Genomic DNA, 17,742 nt, shown 5'->3' with positions numbered 1-17,742 from the left:
AACACTCTTAATCTAGTTCAAAGTTTTCTTTAGCTCGTCAACAGAAACGCTTTGCACCGTTTGTTCATCGGTGTAAACAGGTTTCATTTTGGTGTGTGTGCCGCTGTCTTTTTCAATTGCCACTTGTCTGGAAACGACAATATCTAAACAATCGGTAATCATTTTTTGCGTTTGTTCTGTCAGTGGATGACGCATACCTGGCTTGGTCATTGTGTCTTTTGCGATGGAAATTAGGGTTTTTCGGACAGCACTTAGTAAGCGGATTTCAAAATCTGGAGTTTTTTTACTCATAATAATTCCCGAATAGCTTGTTGATGAATTTCAAGTGCTATTTTATACCCATCAGTGAGATAACCTTTCATTGATTGCAATTTTTCGCTACCTGACCATTCTTTATCAATGACTTTTTTCACCAATTCAGGATGATTACAAATGAGCACCATATCACATCCACTTTCGAGCGATACTTTCACGCGTTTAACAATATCTTTGTAAAAATATGCACCTTGCATTGACAAATCATCGCTAAACACCACGCCATTAAAACCAAGTTGTGCTTGCAAAATCTCTTTAATCCATTTTGATGAAAAACCTGCTGGCTTATCATCCACTTCAGAATATACCACATGTGCTGGCATTACTGCATCTAAGCCGTGATTGGTCAAGTCTTTAAAAATTGACATATCCTGAGCAATTTCTTCCATCGAGCGCTCATCAATTGGCAAATCCAAGTGTGAATCTGCTACCACAAAACCGTGTCCGGGGAAGTGTTTTCCTACGCACTTCATCCCTGCTTCGTGCATGCCTGTAATCAACGCACCTGCCAACTTAACCACCGCATCAGGGTTGGAATGAAAAGCTCTATCGCCAATCACTAAAGAATTACCATGGTCTAAATCCAACACAGGCGCAAAAGAAAAATCAATGTCGATGGCTAATAGTTCTGCCGCCAAAACGAAACCACAAGAATGTGCTTGTTCTAAGGCTAAGTCTGGATTTTGGTCATAAACTTCACCAAGTTTTGCCATCGCTGGAAGATGGGTAAAGCCTTCTTTAAAGCGTTGCACCCTACCACCTTCATGATCGACACAAATTAATAGATTTTGATTTGCCAAACGCATAGATTTAATCAATGCTGTTACTTGGTGAATGTCTGCAAAATTACGAGAGAATAAAATCACACCGCCAATACTCGGCTTTGCGAGTTGTGCTTTTTCTACTTCTGTGAGTGTCAAACCTGACACATCCATCATTATTGAGCCTAATTTTTTCATTGATTCCTCTAATTAATATAGGGCTTTACTTTATAGACTAGCCACAGCACTGGTACGCCAATGAGCGTGGTAATTATAAAAAATTCACTATAGCCAAATTGCTCAACTAATGTACCTGAATAACCACCGAATATTTTCGGTAACAGTGTCATTAAAGATGAAAATATTGCATACTGAACAGCGGTAAATTTTACATTGGTTAGGCTGGATAAAAAAGCAATAAACGCAGCACCAGCAAGACCAGCAGATAAATTATCCATACTAATCGTTACATACAACCACGCAATATTATGCCCTATATTTGCCAATACAATAAATAATAAATTAGTGATTGATGACAATAATGCTCCTAAGAATAGCACCTTAAACACACCAATTCTAAGTGCTACTACGCCACCAATAAACCCACCAGCAATCGTCATAAATAAGCCAAAAGTTTTAGCAATTGTGGCAATTTCAACTTTGCTGAAACCCATATCTTGATAAAAAATATTCGCGATAACGCCCATTACAATGTCACTCACTCTATACAAACCAATCACCGCCAATAATAACAAAGCCGTACTCATTCCATAGCGATTAAAAAAGTCTTTAATAGGGTCAATATAAGTATCGCTTACCATTGATTGATTAACAACATTAAGTGTAATCAATATTCGTGCCGACACATACGCACCAACTAATGCTACTCCTAAGCGTAGCACACCCATAATAAATCCAGCAAGGGGCTTGTTGTTAAAAAATTCATTTAGTGTGTGTTTAGCCGTTTTTACCAAATCTGCTGTAGTAATAAATGTCAAAATAAATGTAGCAACAACAAATAAAAATAACAAAAAAAATCGCACATAATCTTGTGTTGTATATTCAGTTTCTATGCGTTTGGATTTTGACTCACCAATAATCAATGTCGTTGCAACACCAATCAGCATTACCACTGCCATTACCTTATAAGCACCAGACCATGCCTCATAACTATAAAGCATTTTTGTCGAGCCTAGATAACTAGCAATCAGTAAACCGCCTGCACCTGCCACCAGCATCCCAATTCGATAACCTGCTATATAAGTAGCAGACAGCATTGACTGCATCTCTTTATCGGCCGATTCAATACGGTAAGCATCGATTACAATATCTTGGGTTGCTGATGAAAAACCTAGTAACACCGCACCATAAGCCATCATTTCCAGACTATTTCCTCCCATTTTAGGGTCAACAGATGACATTAATAAAATAGCCCCAATAATACTCAACTGCGATACCAACATCCAAGCACGACGACGCCCTAATGTTTTGGTTAAAATAGGCAAAGGTAAACGGTCCACCAAAGGTGCCCACACAAACTTAAAAGAATAACCTAATGCTGCCCATGAAAAATAAGTTACTGCTGATTTAGCAACACCCGCCTCATTCAGCCACAAGCCCAGCGTGGAAAATATCAGCAAAATAGGAATACCTGCAGAAAAACCCAGAAACAACATTGTCATCACTCGCGGATGAACAAACATTTTAATACCGTCTACATAACTACTTAACATTGTTCCCACTCCATTCCATCATGTCGCCAGCCATTGATATTGCCACGCTGATTATTTTCATCAAGGTCGCCCTCAAAGCCACTAACCACATGTGCTACACTAGTAAAACCGTGATTGATTAAACACTGCCCTGCATCAGTAGAACGATAGCCACTGCGACAAATTAAGATAATTTCTGTCTCTAATTGACAGCCAAAACGCTGAACGGCAGCAATAAATTCATCAGCATGTGGCGCCCAATCAGGCTCATCAACCCAAGGTACAAAAATACAGTTCAACGGCCTGCCGACAAATTTATTTTCTGCCTCACAGCGCACATCAATCAAAACAGCATCTTGATTGGACTGTAGGCGTTCATAGGCTTTTTTTGGAAAGTATTGTATTAATTCGTTCATCACTTAATTATAACGACTTTTTCACCAACCTGAACTGCATCAAATAATTCAATCAATTCTTTATTATGCATACGAATACAGCCCTTTGACTCTGGCACTCCCATCAAAGCCTCATCAGGTGCACCATGGATGTAAATATAACGCTCTTTGGTGTTTTGATTGTGTTTTTCAACGCCATCCAACCAAAGAATACGCGTCAAAATCCAATCTCGATCAGGGTTCTTTGTCAATAATGCCTGAGAGAAAACCTCTCCCGTTGCTACTCTACCAGCCAAAACCGCCCCTACTTCAAGCCCATCACCAATCTTCTCAGCGACTTTAAACCGCCCAGTCGGCGTGCAAAACGACCCTTCTTTTTCGCCTATTCCATTTTTAGCAGTGCTAATCGAATAAGTTTCACCCTTAAAATTTAAGGTTTGTTGGGCTATATTGATTTCAATCATTTTGTGAACAATGCAATAGATTCAACATGCGCCGTCTGCGGGAACATATCCATAACGCCTGCGGTTTCTAATTTGTAGCCAATTTCAATTAATTTCTCAGTATCTCGCGCTAAAGTCGCAGGATTGCACGATACATAAACCAAGCGTTCAACACCTAATTTTGGTAATAATTCCACAATTTCAATTGCCCCAGAACGCGCAGGGTCAATCAAGGCTTTGTTGTAAGTTTTGCCACGAAACCACTCAAAACCATCAACTTCTTTAAACAAATCTGCCTTGTAAAAATCCGCATTTGAGATGTTATTTTTTTTCGCATTTTCCTTCGCCCGCTCAATCAGCCCTGCATCACCTTCAACGCCCACGACATGTTTTGCATAACGCGCCATCGGTAAAGTGAAATTCCCCAATCCGCAAAACAAGTCAATAACTTCATCGTTGTCATTTAATGCCAACATATCCATCGCCAACGATACCATTTTTTGATTGAGTAGAAAATTTACCTGGGTAAAATCTGTCGGTAAAAATGCCATAATAATATTATACTCAGGATGAGAATAAGTCAAAATAGCTGTCTTATTCAACGGTTTCACTGTATTTTCGCCACCACTTTGCGTATAAAAAATGATGTTTAATTGCTTTTCACAATCTGACAATATCTGTTCATCTTCCGCCGTCAAAGGGGCTAAATGTCGCAAAATTAATACTGTGTCACTCTCTGAAACTGCCACCTCCAACTGTGGAATCTGCGATTTTATTGACAATTTTTTAATGCACTCACCTAGCGCCACCAGGTGCTCACCAATCGAAGGATGCATAATCTCGCATCGGTCCATATTTGCAATCCAGCCCGATTTTTTCTCACGAAAGCCCACCAAAACTTTATCCTTCTTTACAACAAACCGCACACCCATCCTTGCCTTACGACGATAGCCCCAATCTTGTACCTGTAAAGGCTCTAACCAATTCTTTGGCTTAACTTTTGCCTGAGAAGAAAATGCATCCTTTAGCCATTCCCATTTAGCCTCAATCTGATCACCACTGGACAAATGCTGAAATGAACAGCCACCACAAATTCCAAATACCGCACATTTCGGATCAATTCGCTTCTCTGACGCCACCAAAACCTTTGTTACATCCGCCTCCTCAAACTTCGCTCGTGAAAAACACCTATCCGCAATCACTCGTTCCCCCGGTAGTGCGCCACTTACAAAAATCACCTTATCCTCTAAGTGTGCAATCCCTCGTCCCTCATGGGAAAGTGATTCAATCTCTAGTTCGTAAGTTTTTAACTTTAATTTTCTGCTTCTGCCCATGGTCTTTATAGTAGAGACTTCTACTTAAATAATTTTGTATTTTGTCAAAAAAAAAGGGAAGTCGGTCTATAAGCCGGGTTCTGTTATCGATAGTCATTCATCTACGCATACTGTTACCAGTATGCTTTAGCACTCTACCCGCTACCTTGTGCGAGCAGCACCAATGGCAGCCTATTTGAGCTTGCTCCAAGTGGGGTTTACCTTGCCACAATTGTCACCAGTTGCGCGGTGCGCTCTTACCGCACCTTTTCACCTTTTCCCAGTTAATGGGTAGTCTAAATCTCTGCAGCACTTTCCATTATGTCACCATACCTAGTCGTTAACTAGCACTTTGCTCTATGGAGCCCGGACTTTCCTCTGATAGAAAACTACCAGCGACTATCCGACCAACTTCGGGGTAATTATAACATTTTATTGTTTAATTATTTATATATTAGAGTATTATAATGTTATAATATATTTCATAAAAACTAAGGTACAAAATGAAAAAAACAATATTAACCCTAATCATAATCTCCCTAAGTCAATTTGCATTTTCAAGCGCAAGAATGACTATATATTTAGAAGAAAACGAAATAACAGAAAAAATAGTATTTCAATGTGAAGATTTAAATGAATGTGCTGAGCGCATTCAGATGCGTATGGAAGCAGGTGGCTGCGACCCACGCGTTAAAAAAGTAGAAATAGAAACTATATTTATTCCTGGCATGGATGACGCTTAAAATAACCAGTTGGACTGATCAGGTATTTGATAAATTTTTAAAAATAGCGTGAATATTCTCACCCTGAGAATCCACTGCAACGGTTACTGGCATATCTTTAACCTCAAATTCATAAATAGCCTCCATGCCCATTTCTTTAAAAGCAATTTTTTTGGCTTTTTTAATAGATTTAGAAATCAGATAGGCAGCGCCGCCAACAGCAATTAGATAACTGGCATTATGTTTTTTGATACTTTGAATAGTACTTTCACCGCGTTCAGCTTTGCCAATCATACCTAAAATACCTGTGTTTTCTAACATCATATCAGTGAATTTATCCATACGCGTAGCAGTAGTTGGACCTGCAGAACCAATAACTTCATCGCCAACAGCATCGACTGGACCAACATAATAAATAAATTTATTGTCAAAATTGACGCCTTTTGGTAGCCCTTCGCCATTATTTATCATCTCATTTAGGCGTTTGTGTGCAGCATCCCTGCCGGTAATAATCGTACCTGAAAGTAGTAAAGTATCACCAACTTGCCAATCGTTCATTTGCAATTTAGTTAGGGTATTTAAGTCAATTTTTTGGTATTGGGAATAATCGATTTCTAATTTTGGATACATACTCATATCCACTACTGGCAAGTCTGCAATACCTGAACCATTCATAGAAAAATGCAGATGACGGGTGGCAGCACAGTTTGGAATCATGGCGACGGCTTGAGAGGCAGCGTGAGTCGGATAGTCTTTAATTTTAACATCTAAGACAGTAGTGAGTCCGCCTAGCCCTTGAGCACCGATACCAAGATTATTGATTTTATCCATCAATTCTAAGCGCATTCTTTCAATGTTAGTTGGGTTAGATTTTTGTGCGACTTCCGTAATATCGATTGGCTCCATTAGACTTTGTTTTGCCATGAGCATGGCTTTTTCAGCAGTGCCACCAACACCGATACCAATAACACCTGGTGGACACCAACCAGCGCCCATGGTTGGAATCGTTTTTATTATCCAATCACTAACATTATCGTCGGGTTGTAGGACGGTGAATTTGGCTTTGTTTTCTGACCCACAGCCTTTGGCGGCGACGATGAAATCGAGCTTATCACCTTTAACAACTTTCATGTGAATAACAGCAGGCGTGTTGTCCTTGGTATTACGCCTAGCAAACAAAGGGTCTTCGACAATTGAGGCACGCAACGGGTTTTTGATATTGGTAAAGGCTTGCCTGACACCTTCGTTAATCATTTCCTCCAAAGATAAATCAGCTTCCCAAGTGATATCCATACCCACTTCAACGAAGACATTGACGATGCCTGTATCTTGACATAAAGGGCGTTGACCAATGGCTGCCATTTTTGAATTAATAAGGATTTGAGCGATGGCGTTTTTGGCAGTTTTATGTGTTTCTTTTTCGTATGCATTGGTCATTGCCTGAATAAAATCAGGACTGTGATAATAAGAAATATATTGCAATGCGTTGGCGATGCTTTCGATAATATCTTGTTGTTGAATTTTCATATTTTTATCTAAATTTTGTTAAGAAATTACTGCCTATTTATAGTATTATATCTCTTTTTATTTAATCTATTGTCTAAGCGGAGTTTTTATGTTTAATTTTTTCAAATCACAAAGCCTTTCTATCGACCTTGGTACTGCTAATACACTTATTTTTATGAACGGCGAACTTGCACTTAACGAACCTTCTGTTGTTGCCATCCATCACGATAAAAGAGCAACAGAAGCAACCGTCATTGCAGTGGGTCAAGATGCTAAAAATATGTTAGGTAGGACACCTGGTTCAATCGAAGCAATTCGCCCAATGAAAGATGGTGTCATTGCAGATTTCAAAATCACAGAGAAAATGCTGCAACACTTTATTAAAAAAGTACTGAATGCTGGATTCTTTTCACCAAGTCCTAAAGTATTGATTTGTGTACCTTGTGGTGCAACCCAAGTTGAACGCCGTGCAATCAAAGAAAGTGCCGTTGGTGCGGGCGCTCGTGATGTTTATCTGATTGAAGAGCCGATGGCTGCCGCACTCGGCGCAGGCATGGCAATTGAAGAAGCTTCAGGTACGATGGTGGTCGATATTGGCGGCGGCACAACAGAAATTGCAATTATGTCGTTAAATGGTATTGTTTATTCTGATTCACTGCGTGTTGGTGGCGATGTGTTTGACGATTGTATTATTAAATTTGTACGCAGAGAGCACGGTATTATTATCGGTGAATCTACTGCGGAAAAAATTAAGCAAGAAGTGGGTTCAGCCTTTACCACAAGTGCCATTAAAAAGGTGGAGTTCAGAGGTAGAGATGTCGCCAAAGGCATTCCAGTTGGCTTTGAGATAACCAATACAGAAATCAGAGGTGCCTTACAAGAACCCCTGGCAACTATTGTTGGCGCTGTTAGAGTTGCACTCGAACAAACACCGCCTGAATTAAGTTCCGACATCGCAGAAAACGGTTTGGTATTAACCGGTGGTGGTGCGTTATTAGATGGTTTGGACAAATTAATTAACGAAGAAACCAACCTACCAGTGCGTATTGCTGATGACCCGCTAACTTGCGTTGCTCGCGGTGGCGGTGTTGCACTACAAACGATTAACAAGCACGATGTGGGTTTTTTATCGTCAGAATAAGCTCTGTTTAAATATCAAGATAGGCGCCCAAGGAGACTGTTGAATATAAAAAGTACAATTTATAAAGCGCATAAAATGCACTATTTCCGCCTAAAAATTCGGCAAATAATTGGCTATTCTTCTCATTTTTTGATGAAAATAGCACTATTTTATAAATCACACTTTTTACATTCAACAGTCTCCTAAGTCATGCAATTTCTAAAACTTTTTATACCTGTTTTGATTTCAATTTTTTTAATCTTTTCTGATTATAAATTTTCTTATTTAGACAGCGCTAAACAATCTGTTGCTAAATTGATATCACCACTCTATTTACTGTCTAGTTTACCCTCTCAAATCTTTATTTGGATTAATGAGCAAGGGACAAGCAAACAGCATTTATTAAACCAAAACAAACGACTAAGTGCGGAACTGCTACGCTTGAAAATTGACTTGCAAGATCATGATGCCTTATTATTGGAAAATCAAAAACTCAATAATTTACTGAAATCCAAATATCAACTTGATAAGACTGCCTTTGTATTAGCACGGGTTAGCGCTATGAATCAATCACGGCTAAAAAAACAAATCGTTATTGACAAAGGTAGCATGGACAACATTGAAAAAGGTCAAATTGCACTTGGTTCTGATGGTGTACTTGGGCAGGTAAATCAGGTAACGCCCTTTTATTCAACTGTTTTGTTGATTACCGACCCTACGCAACACATCCCTGTGAAAAATAATCGCAATGGCATTCGTGGCATTACTAAAGGCATGGCTTCACGGCAAGGTAAGCTAAAATTGCGCTTCATTGAGTTAGGGTTAGATGTCAAAGTTGGTGATATATTCTTAACCAGTGCAATTGGCTCAAAATTCCCTGCAGGGTATCCAGTAGGTCGCGTCACTCATATAGAAAATCAAGTGGACAACCCTTTTTTACAAATTGAATTAACGCCCATCCAAAGCGTACAACAGTTGGAATTTGTTTTAATCAATAAAAAGGTAAACTAGAATGCCACACGCTCAAAGACCTTACATTTTCCTAATAAAAATTACTTTATTTGCATTAATTATAAACACCCTCCCCTTGCCAGAAATTCTTTTGAATGTTATGCCTTTTACGATGTTATTATTTTTTAGTTATTGGTTAATTTGCTTTAAGACACACGGGCAGTTTTTTATTGCCTTAACATTGGGCGTTTTAATTGACATATTGCATGGGGACATCTTAGGTCAAAATGCTCTAGCACTTATCTTAAGTTCCGCCTTCATTATCAAAATTCAACAGTCTCTTGTTGTTTCCAATATCACCACACAACAGATTTACCTTTTTGTAGCATCAAGTATTTATTTAGGTATATTGCTACTAGTGCATGATCTATCTACACAAAGTTTCGACTTTAATTACTATCTCTTACTCACGCCATTTACTGGTGCACTACTTTGGCCACTAGTGCAATTATTGCTTTCAAAATGCAAGCATTAAGCCAGTATACAATGAGAACCTTGCAATGCGTAACCTCCCTTGTAAATAAATATGGATAAAATCAGCAATACTCCACTAGAAAATAAAATTTTTTCTAATAGGATAATTTTATCCATTGTTTTTATCCTTGTTTTAACTGGCGTCTTAATATCAAGACTTTTCAACCTGCAAATCATAAATTACTCATATTACACTGAGGAATCCCTTGGTAATCAAATGCGCACATTGTCAATCGCACCAACACGGGGTAATATTTTTGATCGCAATGGCAAAATTCTTGCTGGCAATCAACTTGCTTATCAATTGACACTAACACCTGAAAAAACCAAAGATATTCCTAAAACTTTGTTAGCACTCAAACAGCAAAAACTAATCAATGACAATGACATCGCTACTTTTAATAAACATAGAGGGCGTTACAAAAAATTCCACAACATCCCTTTGAAGTACAAACTCAACGAAGAACAAGTAGCAGAATTTTTGGTCAGTAATTCCTTTATTGGTATTGATATTGAACCTTATTTTCATCGGGTTTATCCTAATAATGAATCCAGTGTTCATGTTGTGGGTTATGTATCTAGAATGAACAAAAAAGATAAAAAACTTTACAATAAGAAAGATTATATTGGCACTTCTTTTGTCGGAAAAACAGGCATTGAAAAACAATATGAACTTTTGTTACATGGAAAAAGTGGGAAAAAACAAATTGAACGCAATGTTACTGGTCGAATCATTAATACCAAAGTAATTAAAGAAGCGCAAAAAGGTGTGGACTTGTATTTAAGCATTGATTTAGAGATGCAGAAAAAAGCGGAGTCCTTGCTCAAAGGTAAACGCGGATCAATTGTGGTCGTTGATACGACGAATGGCGAAGTATTAGTCATGGTGAGCACCCCCGTCTACAATCCCAACTGGTTTGTGCATGGCATCTCGCATAAAGATTATCAGAAGCTGCAAAACTCAAAAGACATTCCACAGTTTAATCGCGCCATTCAAGGTTTGTATCCACCAGGGTCAACTATTAAGCCAATGGTTGCACTTGCAGGGCTTGAGCAAGGGAAAATTACTGCACATAGCGAATCTTACTGCCCTGGATTCTTTAAACTACCCAATGTAAAACGGAAATTTAACGACTGGAAGCGTAGCGGGCATGGTGTTGTTGATGTTAAGGATTCTATTGCGCAATCTTGTGATGTGTTCTTTTATGAATTGGCCGATAAAATGGGGATTAATGACTTACACGATGGATTGGCGCTCTTTAATTTTGGCAAGAAAACAGGGGTTGATATCCCTGGGGAGCGTAGCGGCATCTTGCCTTCAAAATCCTGGAAAAAAGTCAACAAGGATGAACCCTGGTACCGGGGTGAAACTTTAATTACCGGTATCGGACAAGGATTTATGACCTCTAGCCCGCTACAACTTGCAGTTGCTACTGCCGCATTAGCCAACAAAGGTGTGCTTATTCAACCGAAAGTATTAAAAAGTCTTCAAATTCCTGGCGAAGCAGCTAAAGAAAGTAAAAGAGGATCTAAACAACAAATCCCAATTAAAGATATCCACAATTGGGAAACTGTGATTGATGGTATGAGACAAACTATCTACTCACCAAGAGGTACAGGTAGAAGATTAAACAAAGCATTGAAATATACCCTGGCAGGAAAAACGGGTACCGCCCAAGTGTTTGGTTTAGATGCAGAGGAGCAATACATTGCAGCTAATCTAGATGAGCGTTTGCGAGACCATGCTTTGTTCACGGGCTTTGCGCCGATTGAAAACCCTAAGATTGCAATTGCTGTCATTGTAGAAAATGCGGGCAGTGGTAGCGCAAAAGCAGCACCACTTGCTAAAAAAGTCTTGGATGTTTACTTTAAAAAATTAGCCAAGACTGCTTTGTAACTGCACCTCTTGAATTGGAAAAGACAGCGTTTTATCCATTTTATAGCGTGCTTTGAGTTGCTCTAGTTGCGGTTGGTTGATTTCATCGTACAAAATGATAATCCTAGCATCGGGTGAGCTGCCTTCTAAAGTTGCCAATAAAGATTCGATATTACTGACGCGGTCACGGAACTCTGGATTGTGACTAAATTCAGCGACCAAGACGGCGTATTGATTTTTCTTGGCTAATTTGGTCGCTTTTCTTTGAGAATCTTCAAAATCTACAGTAAAACCCAACTGCTGAAATAAAGGTGTGAAATCATCAAAACCGCCCTCATCAACAAAAAATAATAATCGCTTACTCATTATGCTTTTTGTTGCGCATAAAAGGTTTGTTTAAATTCTGAAAAGGTGTTGTTTTCAATCGCATCACGCATGCCTTGCATCAAATCTTGGTAATAATGTAAGTTATGGATAGTATTAAGTCTTGCACCTAAAATCTCGTTTTTTCGTTGCAAGTGGTGCAAGTAAGAACGCGTATAGTTTTTGCAAGTATAACAACCACAGCGACCATCAACAGGACCTGTGTCTAATTTATATTGTGCATTGCGAATTTTAACAATGCCCGTTGAAGTGAACATATAGCCATTGCGTGCGTTACGCGTTGGCATCACGCAATCAAACATATCAATACCCCGTTCAACGGCTTCTACCAGGTCACTCGGTGTGCCAACACCCATTAAATATCTTGGCTTATCTGCTGGCAGTTGTTTAGGTAAATAATCTAATACCTTAATCATTTCTTCCTTTGGCTCGCCTACGCTCAACCCACCAATCGCATAACCATCAAAACCAATACCCATCAAAGCTGTTGCTGATTGCGAGCGTAAATCCTCAAACATACCACCTTGTACAATACCAAATAAAGCATTTTTATTATCCAGTTTTTTGTGTTCGTCCTTTGAGCGTTGCGCCCAACGCAAGGATAGTTGCATGGATTTATCGGCAGTGACTTTATCCGCAGGGTAAGGCGTACACTCATCAAAAATCATCACAATGTCTGAGTTTAATTGATACTGAATCTGCATAGATTCCTCTGGACCCATAAAGATTTTATCACCATTTTTAGGGGAACGAAATTCCACACCTGCTTCACTGATTTTACGCATATCACCCAAACTGAACACTTGAAAACCACCTGAATCTGTCAAAATTGGACCTTGCCAATGCATAAAATTATGTAAATCACCATGGGCTTTAATTACCTCCATACCAGGTGTGATCGCTAAATGAAAGGTATTGCCAAGAATGATTTGCGCACCTAACTCTTGTACTTCTTCTGGTGTCATGGCTTTTACCGTACCATAAGTACCTACTGGCATAAAGGCAGGCGTTTCCACTTCACCTCGTTCAAAAATTAGAGTGCCACGGCGCGCTCTTTCGTTGGTATTTTTTAAATTAAACTTCATTTTTACCTTATTTGCTCTTGTTTGATTGTATTTGCCAAAGTTGTGCATATTTTCCCTTTATTGCCAACAGTTCATCATGTGTACCTTGCTCCAGAATCATACCATTATCTAAGACAATAATTTTATCGGCATCAATAATGGTAGAAAGACGATGTGCAATCACTAAAATCGTGTGTTTATTACCGAGTTCTTTTAAGGCTTTTTGCACCTTCTTTTCCGAATAAGAATCTAGGGCTGAAGTAGCCTCATCAAAAATCAAAATTGGTGGATTTTTAAGCAGAACCCTGGCAATTGCCATCCGTTGTTTTTCACCGCCTGATAATTTTAATCCGCGTTCGCCAACCATAGTATCGTAACCCTTGGGCAAGTCTGCGATAAAATCACTGATGAATGCTGCCTTCGCAGCGGCCTCTACCTCTTCCTTGGCTGCACCCTCTTTACCGTAGGCAATGTTGTAATAAATACTCTCATTAAACATCACTGTATCTTGTGGTACCACACCAATAATGGATTGCACTGAATCTTTGTCGACAGCTCTAATATCTTGACCATCAATTAAAATTTCACCGCTATTGACATCGTAAAACCTAAATAATAATTTAGCCAAAGTAGATTTACCCGACCCTGACTGCCCAATAATCGCAACTTTTTTACCGGGTAAAATAGTGAAACTAACTTTTTTTAAGGTTTTGTCTTTATTTTCATAGGCAAAAGAAACCTGTTTAAATTCAACTTTTCCTCGACCCAATTCTAACAATGGCGCATTTTTAACACTCTTAACTTTCGCATTACGGTCCAATAAATCAAACAGATTGTTCATATCGATAAAGTTATGTTTAATTTGTCGATAAACAATACCCAAAGAACCGAGTGGCAAAAATAATTGCAACAACAAGGCTTGAATCATAATCATATCTCCCAAGCCTAGTTTTTCATCGACCACACCCTGCGCTGCCATAATTAAAATAATCGTCACACCCACAGCAATCACACTAGACTGCACAAAATTCAATGCGGTCATCGAAGTAAAACTCTTGGTAGCAACTTCTTCCCAGCGACCCATGGTTTTGTCATAACGACTAACTTCAAAAGCCTCACGATTAAAATACTTCACCGTTTCATAGTTAATTAAACTGTCCACCGCATTGGTATTTGCTTCGGATTGCATATCATTCATTTCATAGCGATATTTCATCCGCCAAGTAGTGATTGCCAAAGTCAATGCAATATAAAATGATACCGTTGCTAACGAAATCCCTGCAAAAAACACATCGTAATTTAGCCACAATAAACCGACCACCATCGCAATCTCAAAAAATGAAGGGATGATATTAAAGACAAAAATTGATAACAGCGTGGAAACACTTTGCGTGCCACGGTCAATATCACGAGTAATGCCGCCAATTCGACGGTCTAAATGAAAAGACAAATCTAAAGTATGTAAGTGCTTAAAAACACCTAAGGCAATCAAATGCATTGCATGATAACGCACACGGGCAAACACAGCGTCGCGTAACTCGTTGAACAAGGCGCTGCTTAAGCGTAACAACCCATAAGCAAATAACAAACCCAAAGGCAGAATAACCAAAATATCTGGCTTATCAAGTGCATCAACAATACCTTTAAGTGCAACGGGAACTGCCACATTTGCCAATTTAGCAACAATCAAAAACAATGTCGCTAAAATAACGCGGGCACGCATTTTCAACAAATAAGGCATTAACTTTTTTAACACTTTAATATCTTGTGTTTTAAAATCGTAGGCTTTAGTTTGTTTGTTTATGTTGTGCATCGTTAATTAAAATAGCCCTTGAAGACCACTGATAAGTGATGAGTTAATGTGCTGCTCTCTTATATTTATTCTTTGGTGTTATTTAAACTAAGCGCATCCATTGCCTGCTTATAAAATTTCACCCCTCGCTTGATTTTTTCTCTACCACGAGAAACACGCCAAAGATTAGTATCACGCAGAGAATAAACACAACCGCAGTATTCTTGCTGATAGAACGATTCACGCTTAGATAATTCTAGCATTCTTGACGAACCCCCTTGCTTGCGCCAGTTAAAATCCCAATAAGCAACACCTTCAAATGGGTTAACGGCTCTTACGCCGCAGTTGTTGATTTGATCCATATCTTTCCAACGAGAAATACCCAAAGTTGAAGAAATTAAATTAAAACCGTTATCCTTAGCATATTGCGCAGTAACTTCAAAACGCATATCAAAACAAGTGGTGCAGCGTTCGCCGCGTTCAGGTGCATTTTCTTGCCCTTCGGTACGCTTAAACCAGTTGTCTTTATCATAATCGGCATCAATAAACGGCATGCCTAATTTTTCGGCAAAACGAATGTTTTCTTCTTTGCGCAATTCATATTCTTCTCTTGGATGAATATTTGGATTATAAAAGAAAATCGTCGTATCAATTTCAGATGCCGCCAAAGCCTCCATAATTTCACCTGCACAAGGAGCACAGCAAGAATGCATTAATAGTTTTTTCTCGCCATTAGGAGTTTCCAATTTAGGGCGGTTATAGCCCGTTAAGCTGTAATCTACTTTAGGCATGCTTGCACCTTTTTCAATACTTCCCACGCCTCTCGCTTAAGAAATTCTTTGGCTAAAATTTCACTTGGATGATGAGTGCTAAAATGTTGCGTAGAGGATGACTGTAAATTACTGCCCATCAACAATACCGTTTTGGCGTTATATTTTTCTAATGTCGACGATAAATCATTGGTACTAACGCACTGAACATCGTCCACTTTCAATCCAATTGCAGTTAACATTTTAAATAAAAAATCTTGGGTTTTGCCTGTTTGACAGAATGAGTGTGAATTTTGAGACTCAACTACCAAACATTGCGTATCAATTTTCACCAATACCTTGGGTGCAGATGTTTTTTGAGTGGCACCAGCAACATCGGTGTCAGCGTATAAAAAATATGGCACACCAAGTGCTTCTAAATAATCACTGCGTTGTCGTTGGTTCATACTTGCGGATGCGCTTTGTCAGTGGCAACTAAAAATTTATTCAGTCCATTAATATAGGCTTTAGCACTGGCAATAATAATATCAGTATCCGCACCTTGTCCATTAACAATGCGACCATCGAATTCAAGGCGCACACTAACCTCACCAAGTGCGTCAGTACCTTGGGTGACATTAGAGACTGAATAAAGTTGCAAATTAACATCCGTATCAAGCAATGAACTAATAGCGCTAAAAGTCGCATCAACAGCACCCGAAGTTTTAGCGGTGGCTGTTTTTTCTTCGCCGTTAATGGAAAGCTGTACTTTTGCTGCATTTTTTTCACCTGTTTCACTAGACACCTTAAGTGAAATCAATTTAATGCTTTCATGGTCTTTAGTTTGCGCTTCTGATACTAATGCCTGCAAATCTTCATCAAAAATTTCATGTTTTTTATCAGCCAGTTCTTTAAAACGGGTAAAGGAATCATTTAAACTTTTGTCAGAATCAAATTCAACGCCCAATTCATTTAGTCTTACTTTGAAGGCATTTCTACCTGAATGCTTACCCATTACCAATTGATTAGCATTCCAACCGACATCTTCAGCCCGCATGATTTCGTAAGTCTCACGGTGTTTTAACACGCCATCTTGATGAATACCCGCTTCGTGAGCAAAGGCATTCGCACCCACAATGGCCTTATTTGGTTGCACGATAAAACCTGTTACACTTGAAACTAAACGAGAAGCCGGTAGAATTTGCGTTGTATCAATATTGGTATCGCAAGCAAATACATCTTGCCGGGTGCGCACTGCCATCACTACTTCCTCAAGGGAACTATTACCTGCTCGCTCTCCCAAGCCGTTAATGGTACATTCTACTTGTCGCGCACCATTCAATACTGCTGAGAGTGAATTGGCAACAGCAAGTCCCAAATCATTATGACAATGTGCGGAAAAAATTGCTTTGTCAGAATTAGGGATGCGCTCAATCAAATTCTTAATAGTTTCACCAAACTGATGTGGCATATTGTAGCCTACGGTATCAGGGATGTTAATCGTGGTTGCACCCGCATTAATTGCCGCTTCAATCACACGGCAAAGAAAATCTTCGTCACTGCGTCCTGCATCTTCTGGAGAAAATTCTACATCATCCGTCCAGTTTCTCGCACGCGTTACCGCGCGCACCGCTTGATCTACCACTTGGTCAGGTGTCATATTTAGTTTCATCTTCATGTGAATATCACTGGTGGCAATGAAGGTATGAATGCGAGATGAGTTAGCACCTTTAAGTGCTTCCCCTGCGCGGTCAATGTCTTTGTCTAATGCACGGGCGAGCGAACAGATGGTTGAATCTTTAATAATATTAGCAACAGCTTTAACCGCTTCAAAATCACCCACTGAAGCAATGGCAAATCCGGCTTCAATAACATCAACACGCATTTTTTCTAGCACTTTGGCAATGCGTATTTTTTCGTCCTTGGTCATTGACGCCCCAGGGGATTGCTCTCCATCCCTTAGTGTTGTGTCAAAAATAATTAGTTTGTTGGACATTTTTGTCTCTCCTGTATCGTTTATTGTTGTGTTACTTATGTATTTATGCGTTTGCCTTTCAGCAATACGAGATGATAGATTACCTTACGGTAATAATCGTAACACTAGG

The 17,742-nt window shown here is 39.2% G+C and carries 18 protein-coding genes and 1 other RNA gene; 5 read left to right on the top strand and 14 right to left on the bottom strand.

What is annotated here, in order from left to right; genetic code table 11:
• Positions 1–12: 12 nt before the first annotated feature.
• The 7 genes from BSEPE_RS02975 to rnpB form a co-directional block, all read right to left on the bottom strand.
• Positions 13–291, bottom strand: coding sequence for a hypothetical protein (locus BSEPE_RS02975; protein WP_070104555.1), 279 nt, complete (start codon positions 289–291; stop codon positions 13–15).
• The gene (gene nagZ / locus BSEPE_RS02970) at positions 288–1,274 is read right to left on the bottom strand and encodes a beta-N-acetylhexosaminidase (protein ID WP_066043904.1); all 987 of its coding nucleotides are present in this window, start codon (positions 1,272–1,274) and stop codon (positions 288–290) included. The genes BSEPE_RS02975 and nagZ overlap by 4 nt, the downstream gene beginning before the upstream one ends.
• Positions 1,275–1,282: 8 nt before the next feature.
• Entirely contained in the window at positions 1,283–2,809 is a 1,527-nt protein-coding gene (locus BSEPE_RS02965; RefSeq protein WP_066043901.1) for an AmpG family muropeptide MFS transporter, read from the bottom strand.
• Positions 2,803–3,204: a rhodanese-like domain-containing protein gene (locus BSEPE_RS02960; protein ID WP_066043898.1), complete on the bottom strand. Its 402-nt coding sequence runs from the start codon at positions 3,202–3,204 to the stop codon at positions 2,803–2,805. The genes BSEPE_RS02965 and BSEPE_RS02960 overlap by 7 nt, the downstream gene beginning before the upstream one ends.
• Positions 3,204–3,647, bottom strand: a complete 444-nt coding sequence (locus BSEPE_RS02955) for a L,D-transpeptidase (RefSeq protein ID WP_066043895.1) — start codon at positions 3,645–3,647, stop codon at positions 3,204–3,206. The genes BSEPE_RS02960 and BSEPE_RS02955 overlap by 1 nt, the downstream gene beginning before the upstream one ends.
• The gene (gene rlmD / locus BSEPE_RS02950) at positions 3,644–4,960 is read right to left on the bottom strand and encodes a 23S rRNA (uracil(1939)-C(5))-methyltransferase RlmD (protein ID WP_066043892.1); all 1,317 of its coding nucleotides are present in this window, start codon (positions 4,958–4,960) and stop codon (positions 3,644–3,646) included. The genes BSEPE_RS02955 and rlmD overlap by 4 nt, the downstream gene beginning before the upstream one ends.
• A gap of 53 nt (positions 4,961–5,013) precedes the next feature.
• Positions 5,014–5,354: RNase P RNA component class A (rnpB, locus tag BSEPE_RS02945), an RNA gene on the bottom strand.
• 154 nt (positions 5,355–5,508) lie between these two features.
• Between rnpB and BSEPE_RS07980 the strand changes: the two genes are divergently transcribed.
• Complete coding sequence (locus tag BSEPE_RS07980; RefSeq protein ID WP_157059375.1) at positions 5,509–5,682, top strand: hypothetical protein; 174 nt, start codon at positions 5,509–5,511, stop codon at positions 5,680–5,682.
• An 18-nt stretch (positions 5,683–5,700) separates the two neighbouring features.
• Here the strand turns inward: BSEPE_RS07980 and BSEPE_RS02940 are convergent, their stop codons facing one another.
• Positions 5,701–7,188: a fumarate hydratase gene (locus BSEPE_RS02940; protein ID WP_066043889.1), complete on the bottom strand. Its 1,488-nt coding sequence runs from the start codon at positions 7,186–7,188 to the stop codon at positions 5,701–5,703.
• Positions 7,189–7,276: 88 nt separating this feature from the next.
• Here BSEPE_RS02940 and BSEPE_RS02935 point away from each other — a divergent pair, with 88 nt between their 5' ends.
• From BSEPE_RS02935 to mrdA, 4 genes are all read left to right on the top strand, one after another.
• Complete coding sequence (locus tag BSEPE_RS02935; RefSeq protein WP_066043886.1) at positions 7,277–8,308, top strand: rod shape-determining protein; 1,032 nt, start codon at positions 7,277–7,279, stop codon at positions 8,306–8,308.
• 189 nt (positions 8,309–8,497) lie between these two features.
• Positions 8,498–9,298 (top strand): rod shape-determining protein MreC, encoded by an 801-nt coding sequence (mreC, locus tag BSEPE_RS02930; protein ID WP_066043884.1) that lies wholly within the window; start codon positions 8,498–8,500, stop codon positions 9,296–9,298.
• A gap of 1 nt (position 9,299) precedes the next feature.
• Positions 9,300–9,773, top strand: a complete 474-nt coding sequence (gene mreD / locus BSEPE_RS02925) for a rod shape-determining protein MreD (protein WP_066043881.1) — start codon at positions 9,300–9,302, stop codon at positions 9,771–9,773.
• 51 nt (positions 9,774–9,824) lie between these two features.
• Positions 9,825–11,669, top strand: coding sequence for a penicillin-binding protein 2 (mrdA, locus tag BSEPE_RS02920; RefSeq protein WP_066043878.1), 1,845 nt, complete (start codon positions 9,825–9,827; stop codon positions 11,667–11,669).
• Here the strand turns inward: mrdA and BSEPE_RS02915 are convergent.
• The 6 genes from BSEPE_RS02915 to BSEPE_RS02890 all read right to left on the bottom strand — a co-directional run bounded on the left by BSEPE_RS02915 (position 11,649) and on the right by BSEPE_RS02890 (position 17,633).
• Complete coding sequence (locus BSEPE_RS02915) at positions 11,649–12,014, bottom strand: hypothetical protein (RefSeq protein WP_066043875.1); 366 nt, start codon at positions 12,012–12,014, stop codon at positions 11,649–11,651. The two genes, mrdA and BSEPE_RS02915, sit on opposite strands and share 21 nt — an antisense overlap.
• Positions 12,014–13,117: a tRNA guanosine(34) transglycosylase Tgt gene (tgt, locus tag BSEPE_RS02910; RefSeq protein WP_066046070.1), complete on the bottom strand. Its 1,104-nt coding sequence runs from the start codon at positions 13,115–13,117 to the stop codon at positions 12,014–12,016. The genes BSEPE_RS02915 and tgt overlap by 1 nt, the downstream gene beginning before the upstream one ends.
• Before the next feature lie 7 nt (positions 13,118–13,124).
• Positions 13,125–14,909 carry an ABCB family ABC transporter ATP-binding protein/permease gene (locus BSEPE_RS02905; RefSeq protein WP_066043873.1) on the bottom strand — a complete coding sequence of 595 codons (1,785 nt, stop codon included), beginning with the start codon at positions 14,907–14,909 and terminating at the stop codon, positions 13,125–13,127.
• Positions 14,910–14,974: 65 nt separating this feature from the next.
• Complete coding sequence (locus tag BSEPE_RS02900; RefSeq protein WP_066043872.1) at positions 14,975–15,679, bottom strand: epoxyqueuosine reductase QueH; 705 nt, start codon at positions 15,677–15,679, stop codon at positions 14,975–14,977.
• Positions 15,667–16,104: a DNA polymerase III subunit psi gene (locus BSEPE_RS02895; protein ID WP_066043869.1), complete on the bottom strand. Its 438-nt coding sequence runs from the start codon at positions 16,102–16,104 to the stop codon at positions 15,667–15,669. The genes BSEPE_RS02900 and BSEPE_RS02895 overlap by 13 nt, the downstream gene beginning before the upstream one ends.
• The gene (locus BSEPE_RS02890; RefSeq protein ID WP_066043866.1) at positions 16,101–17,633 is read right to left on the bottom strand and encodes a 2-isopropylmalate synthase; all 1,533 of its coding nucleotides are present in this window, start codon (positions 17,631–17,633) and stop codon (positions 16,101–16,103) included. The genes BSEPE_RS02895 and BSEPE_RS02890 overlap by 4 nt, the downstream gene beginning before the upstream one ends.
• Positions 17,634–17,742: the final 109 nt, after the last annotated feature.

Source organism: endosymbiont of Bathymodiolus septemdierum str. Myojin knoll (assembly GCF_001547755.1).
GTDB lineage: Bacteria > Pseudomonadota > Gammaproteobacteria > PS1 > Pseudothioglobaceae > Thiodubiliella.
This window is presented reverse-complemented; position numbering and strand designations above follow the sequence as displayed.

Excerpts from the sequence above, each read along its gene's own strand:
- BSEPE_RS02975 (WP_070104555.1), bottom strand. The coding sequence starts at position 291 with ATGAGTAAAAAAACTCCAGATTTTGAAATCCGCTTACTAAGTGCTGTC.
- nagZ (WP_066043904.1), bottom strand. The coding sequence starts at position 1,274 with ATGAAAAAATTAGGCTCAATAATGATGGATGTGTCAGGTTTGACACTC.
- BSEPE_RS02965 (WP_066043901.1), bottom strand. The coding sequence starts at position 2,809 with ATGTTAAGTAGTTATGTAGACGGTATTAAAATGTTTGTTCATCCGCGA.
- BSEPE_RS02960 (WP_066043898.1), bottom strand. The coding sequence starts at position 3,204 with ATGAACGAATTAATACAATACTTTCCAAAAAAAGCCTATGAACGCCTA.
- BSEPE_RS02955 (WP_066043895.1), bottom strand. The coding sequence starts at position 3,647 with ATGATTGAAATCAATATAGCCCAACAAACCTTAAATTTTAAGGGTGAA.
- rlmD (WP_066043892.1), bottom strand. The coding sequence starts at position 4,960 with ATGGGCAGAAGCAGAAAATTAAAGTTAAAAACTTACGAACTAGAGATT.
- BSEPE_RS07980 (WP_157059375.1), top strand. The coding sequence starts at position 5,509 with ATGACTATATATTTAGAAGAAAACGAAATAACAGAAAAAATAGTATTT.
- BSEPE_RS02940 (WP_066043889.1), bottom strand. The coding sequence starts at position 7,188 with ATGAAAATTCAACAACAAGATATTATCGAAAGCATCGCCAACGCATTG.
- BSEPE_RS02935 (WP_066043886.1), top strand. The coding sequence starts at position 7,277 with ATGTTTAATTTTTTCAAATCACAAAGCCTTTCTATCGACCTTGGTACT.
- mreC (WP_066043884.1), top strand. The coding sequence starts at position 8,498 with ATGCAATTTCTAAAACTTTTTATACCTGTTTTGATTTCAATTTTTTTA.
- mreD (WP_066043881.1), top strand. The coding sequence starts at position 9,300 with ATGCCACACGCTCAAAGACCTTACATTTTCCTAATAAAAATTACTTTA.
- mrdA (WP_066043878.1), top strand. The coding sequence starts at position 9,825 with ATGGATAAAATCAGCAATACTCCACTAGAAAATAAAATTTTTTCTAAT.
- BSEPE_RS02915 (WP_066043875.1), bottom strand. The coding sequence starts at position 12,014 with ATGAGTAAGCGATTATTATTTTTTGTTGATGAGGGCGGTTTTGATGAT.
- tgt (WP_066046070.1), bottom strand. The coding sequence starts at position 13,117 with ATGAAGTTTAATTTAAAAAATACCAACGAAAGAGCGCGCCGTGGCACT.
- BSEPE_RS02905 (WP_066043873.1), bottom strand. The coding sequence starts at position 14,909 with ATGCACAACATAAACAAACAAACTAAAGCCTACGATTTTAAAACACAA.
- BSEPE_RS02900 (WP_066043872.1), bottom strand. The coding sequence starts at position 15,679 with ATGCCTAAAGTAGATTACAGCTTAACGGGCTATAACCGCCCTAAATTG.
- BSEPE_RS02895 (WP_066043869.1), bottom strand. The coding sequence starts at position 16,104 with ATGAACCAACGACAACGCAGTGATTATTTAGAAGCACTTGGTGTGCCA.
- BSEPE_RS02890 (WP_066043866.1), bottom strand. The coding sequence starts at position 17,633 with ATGTCCAACAAACTAATTATTTTTGACACAACACTAAGGGATGGAGAG.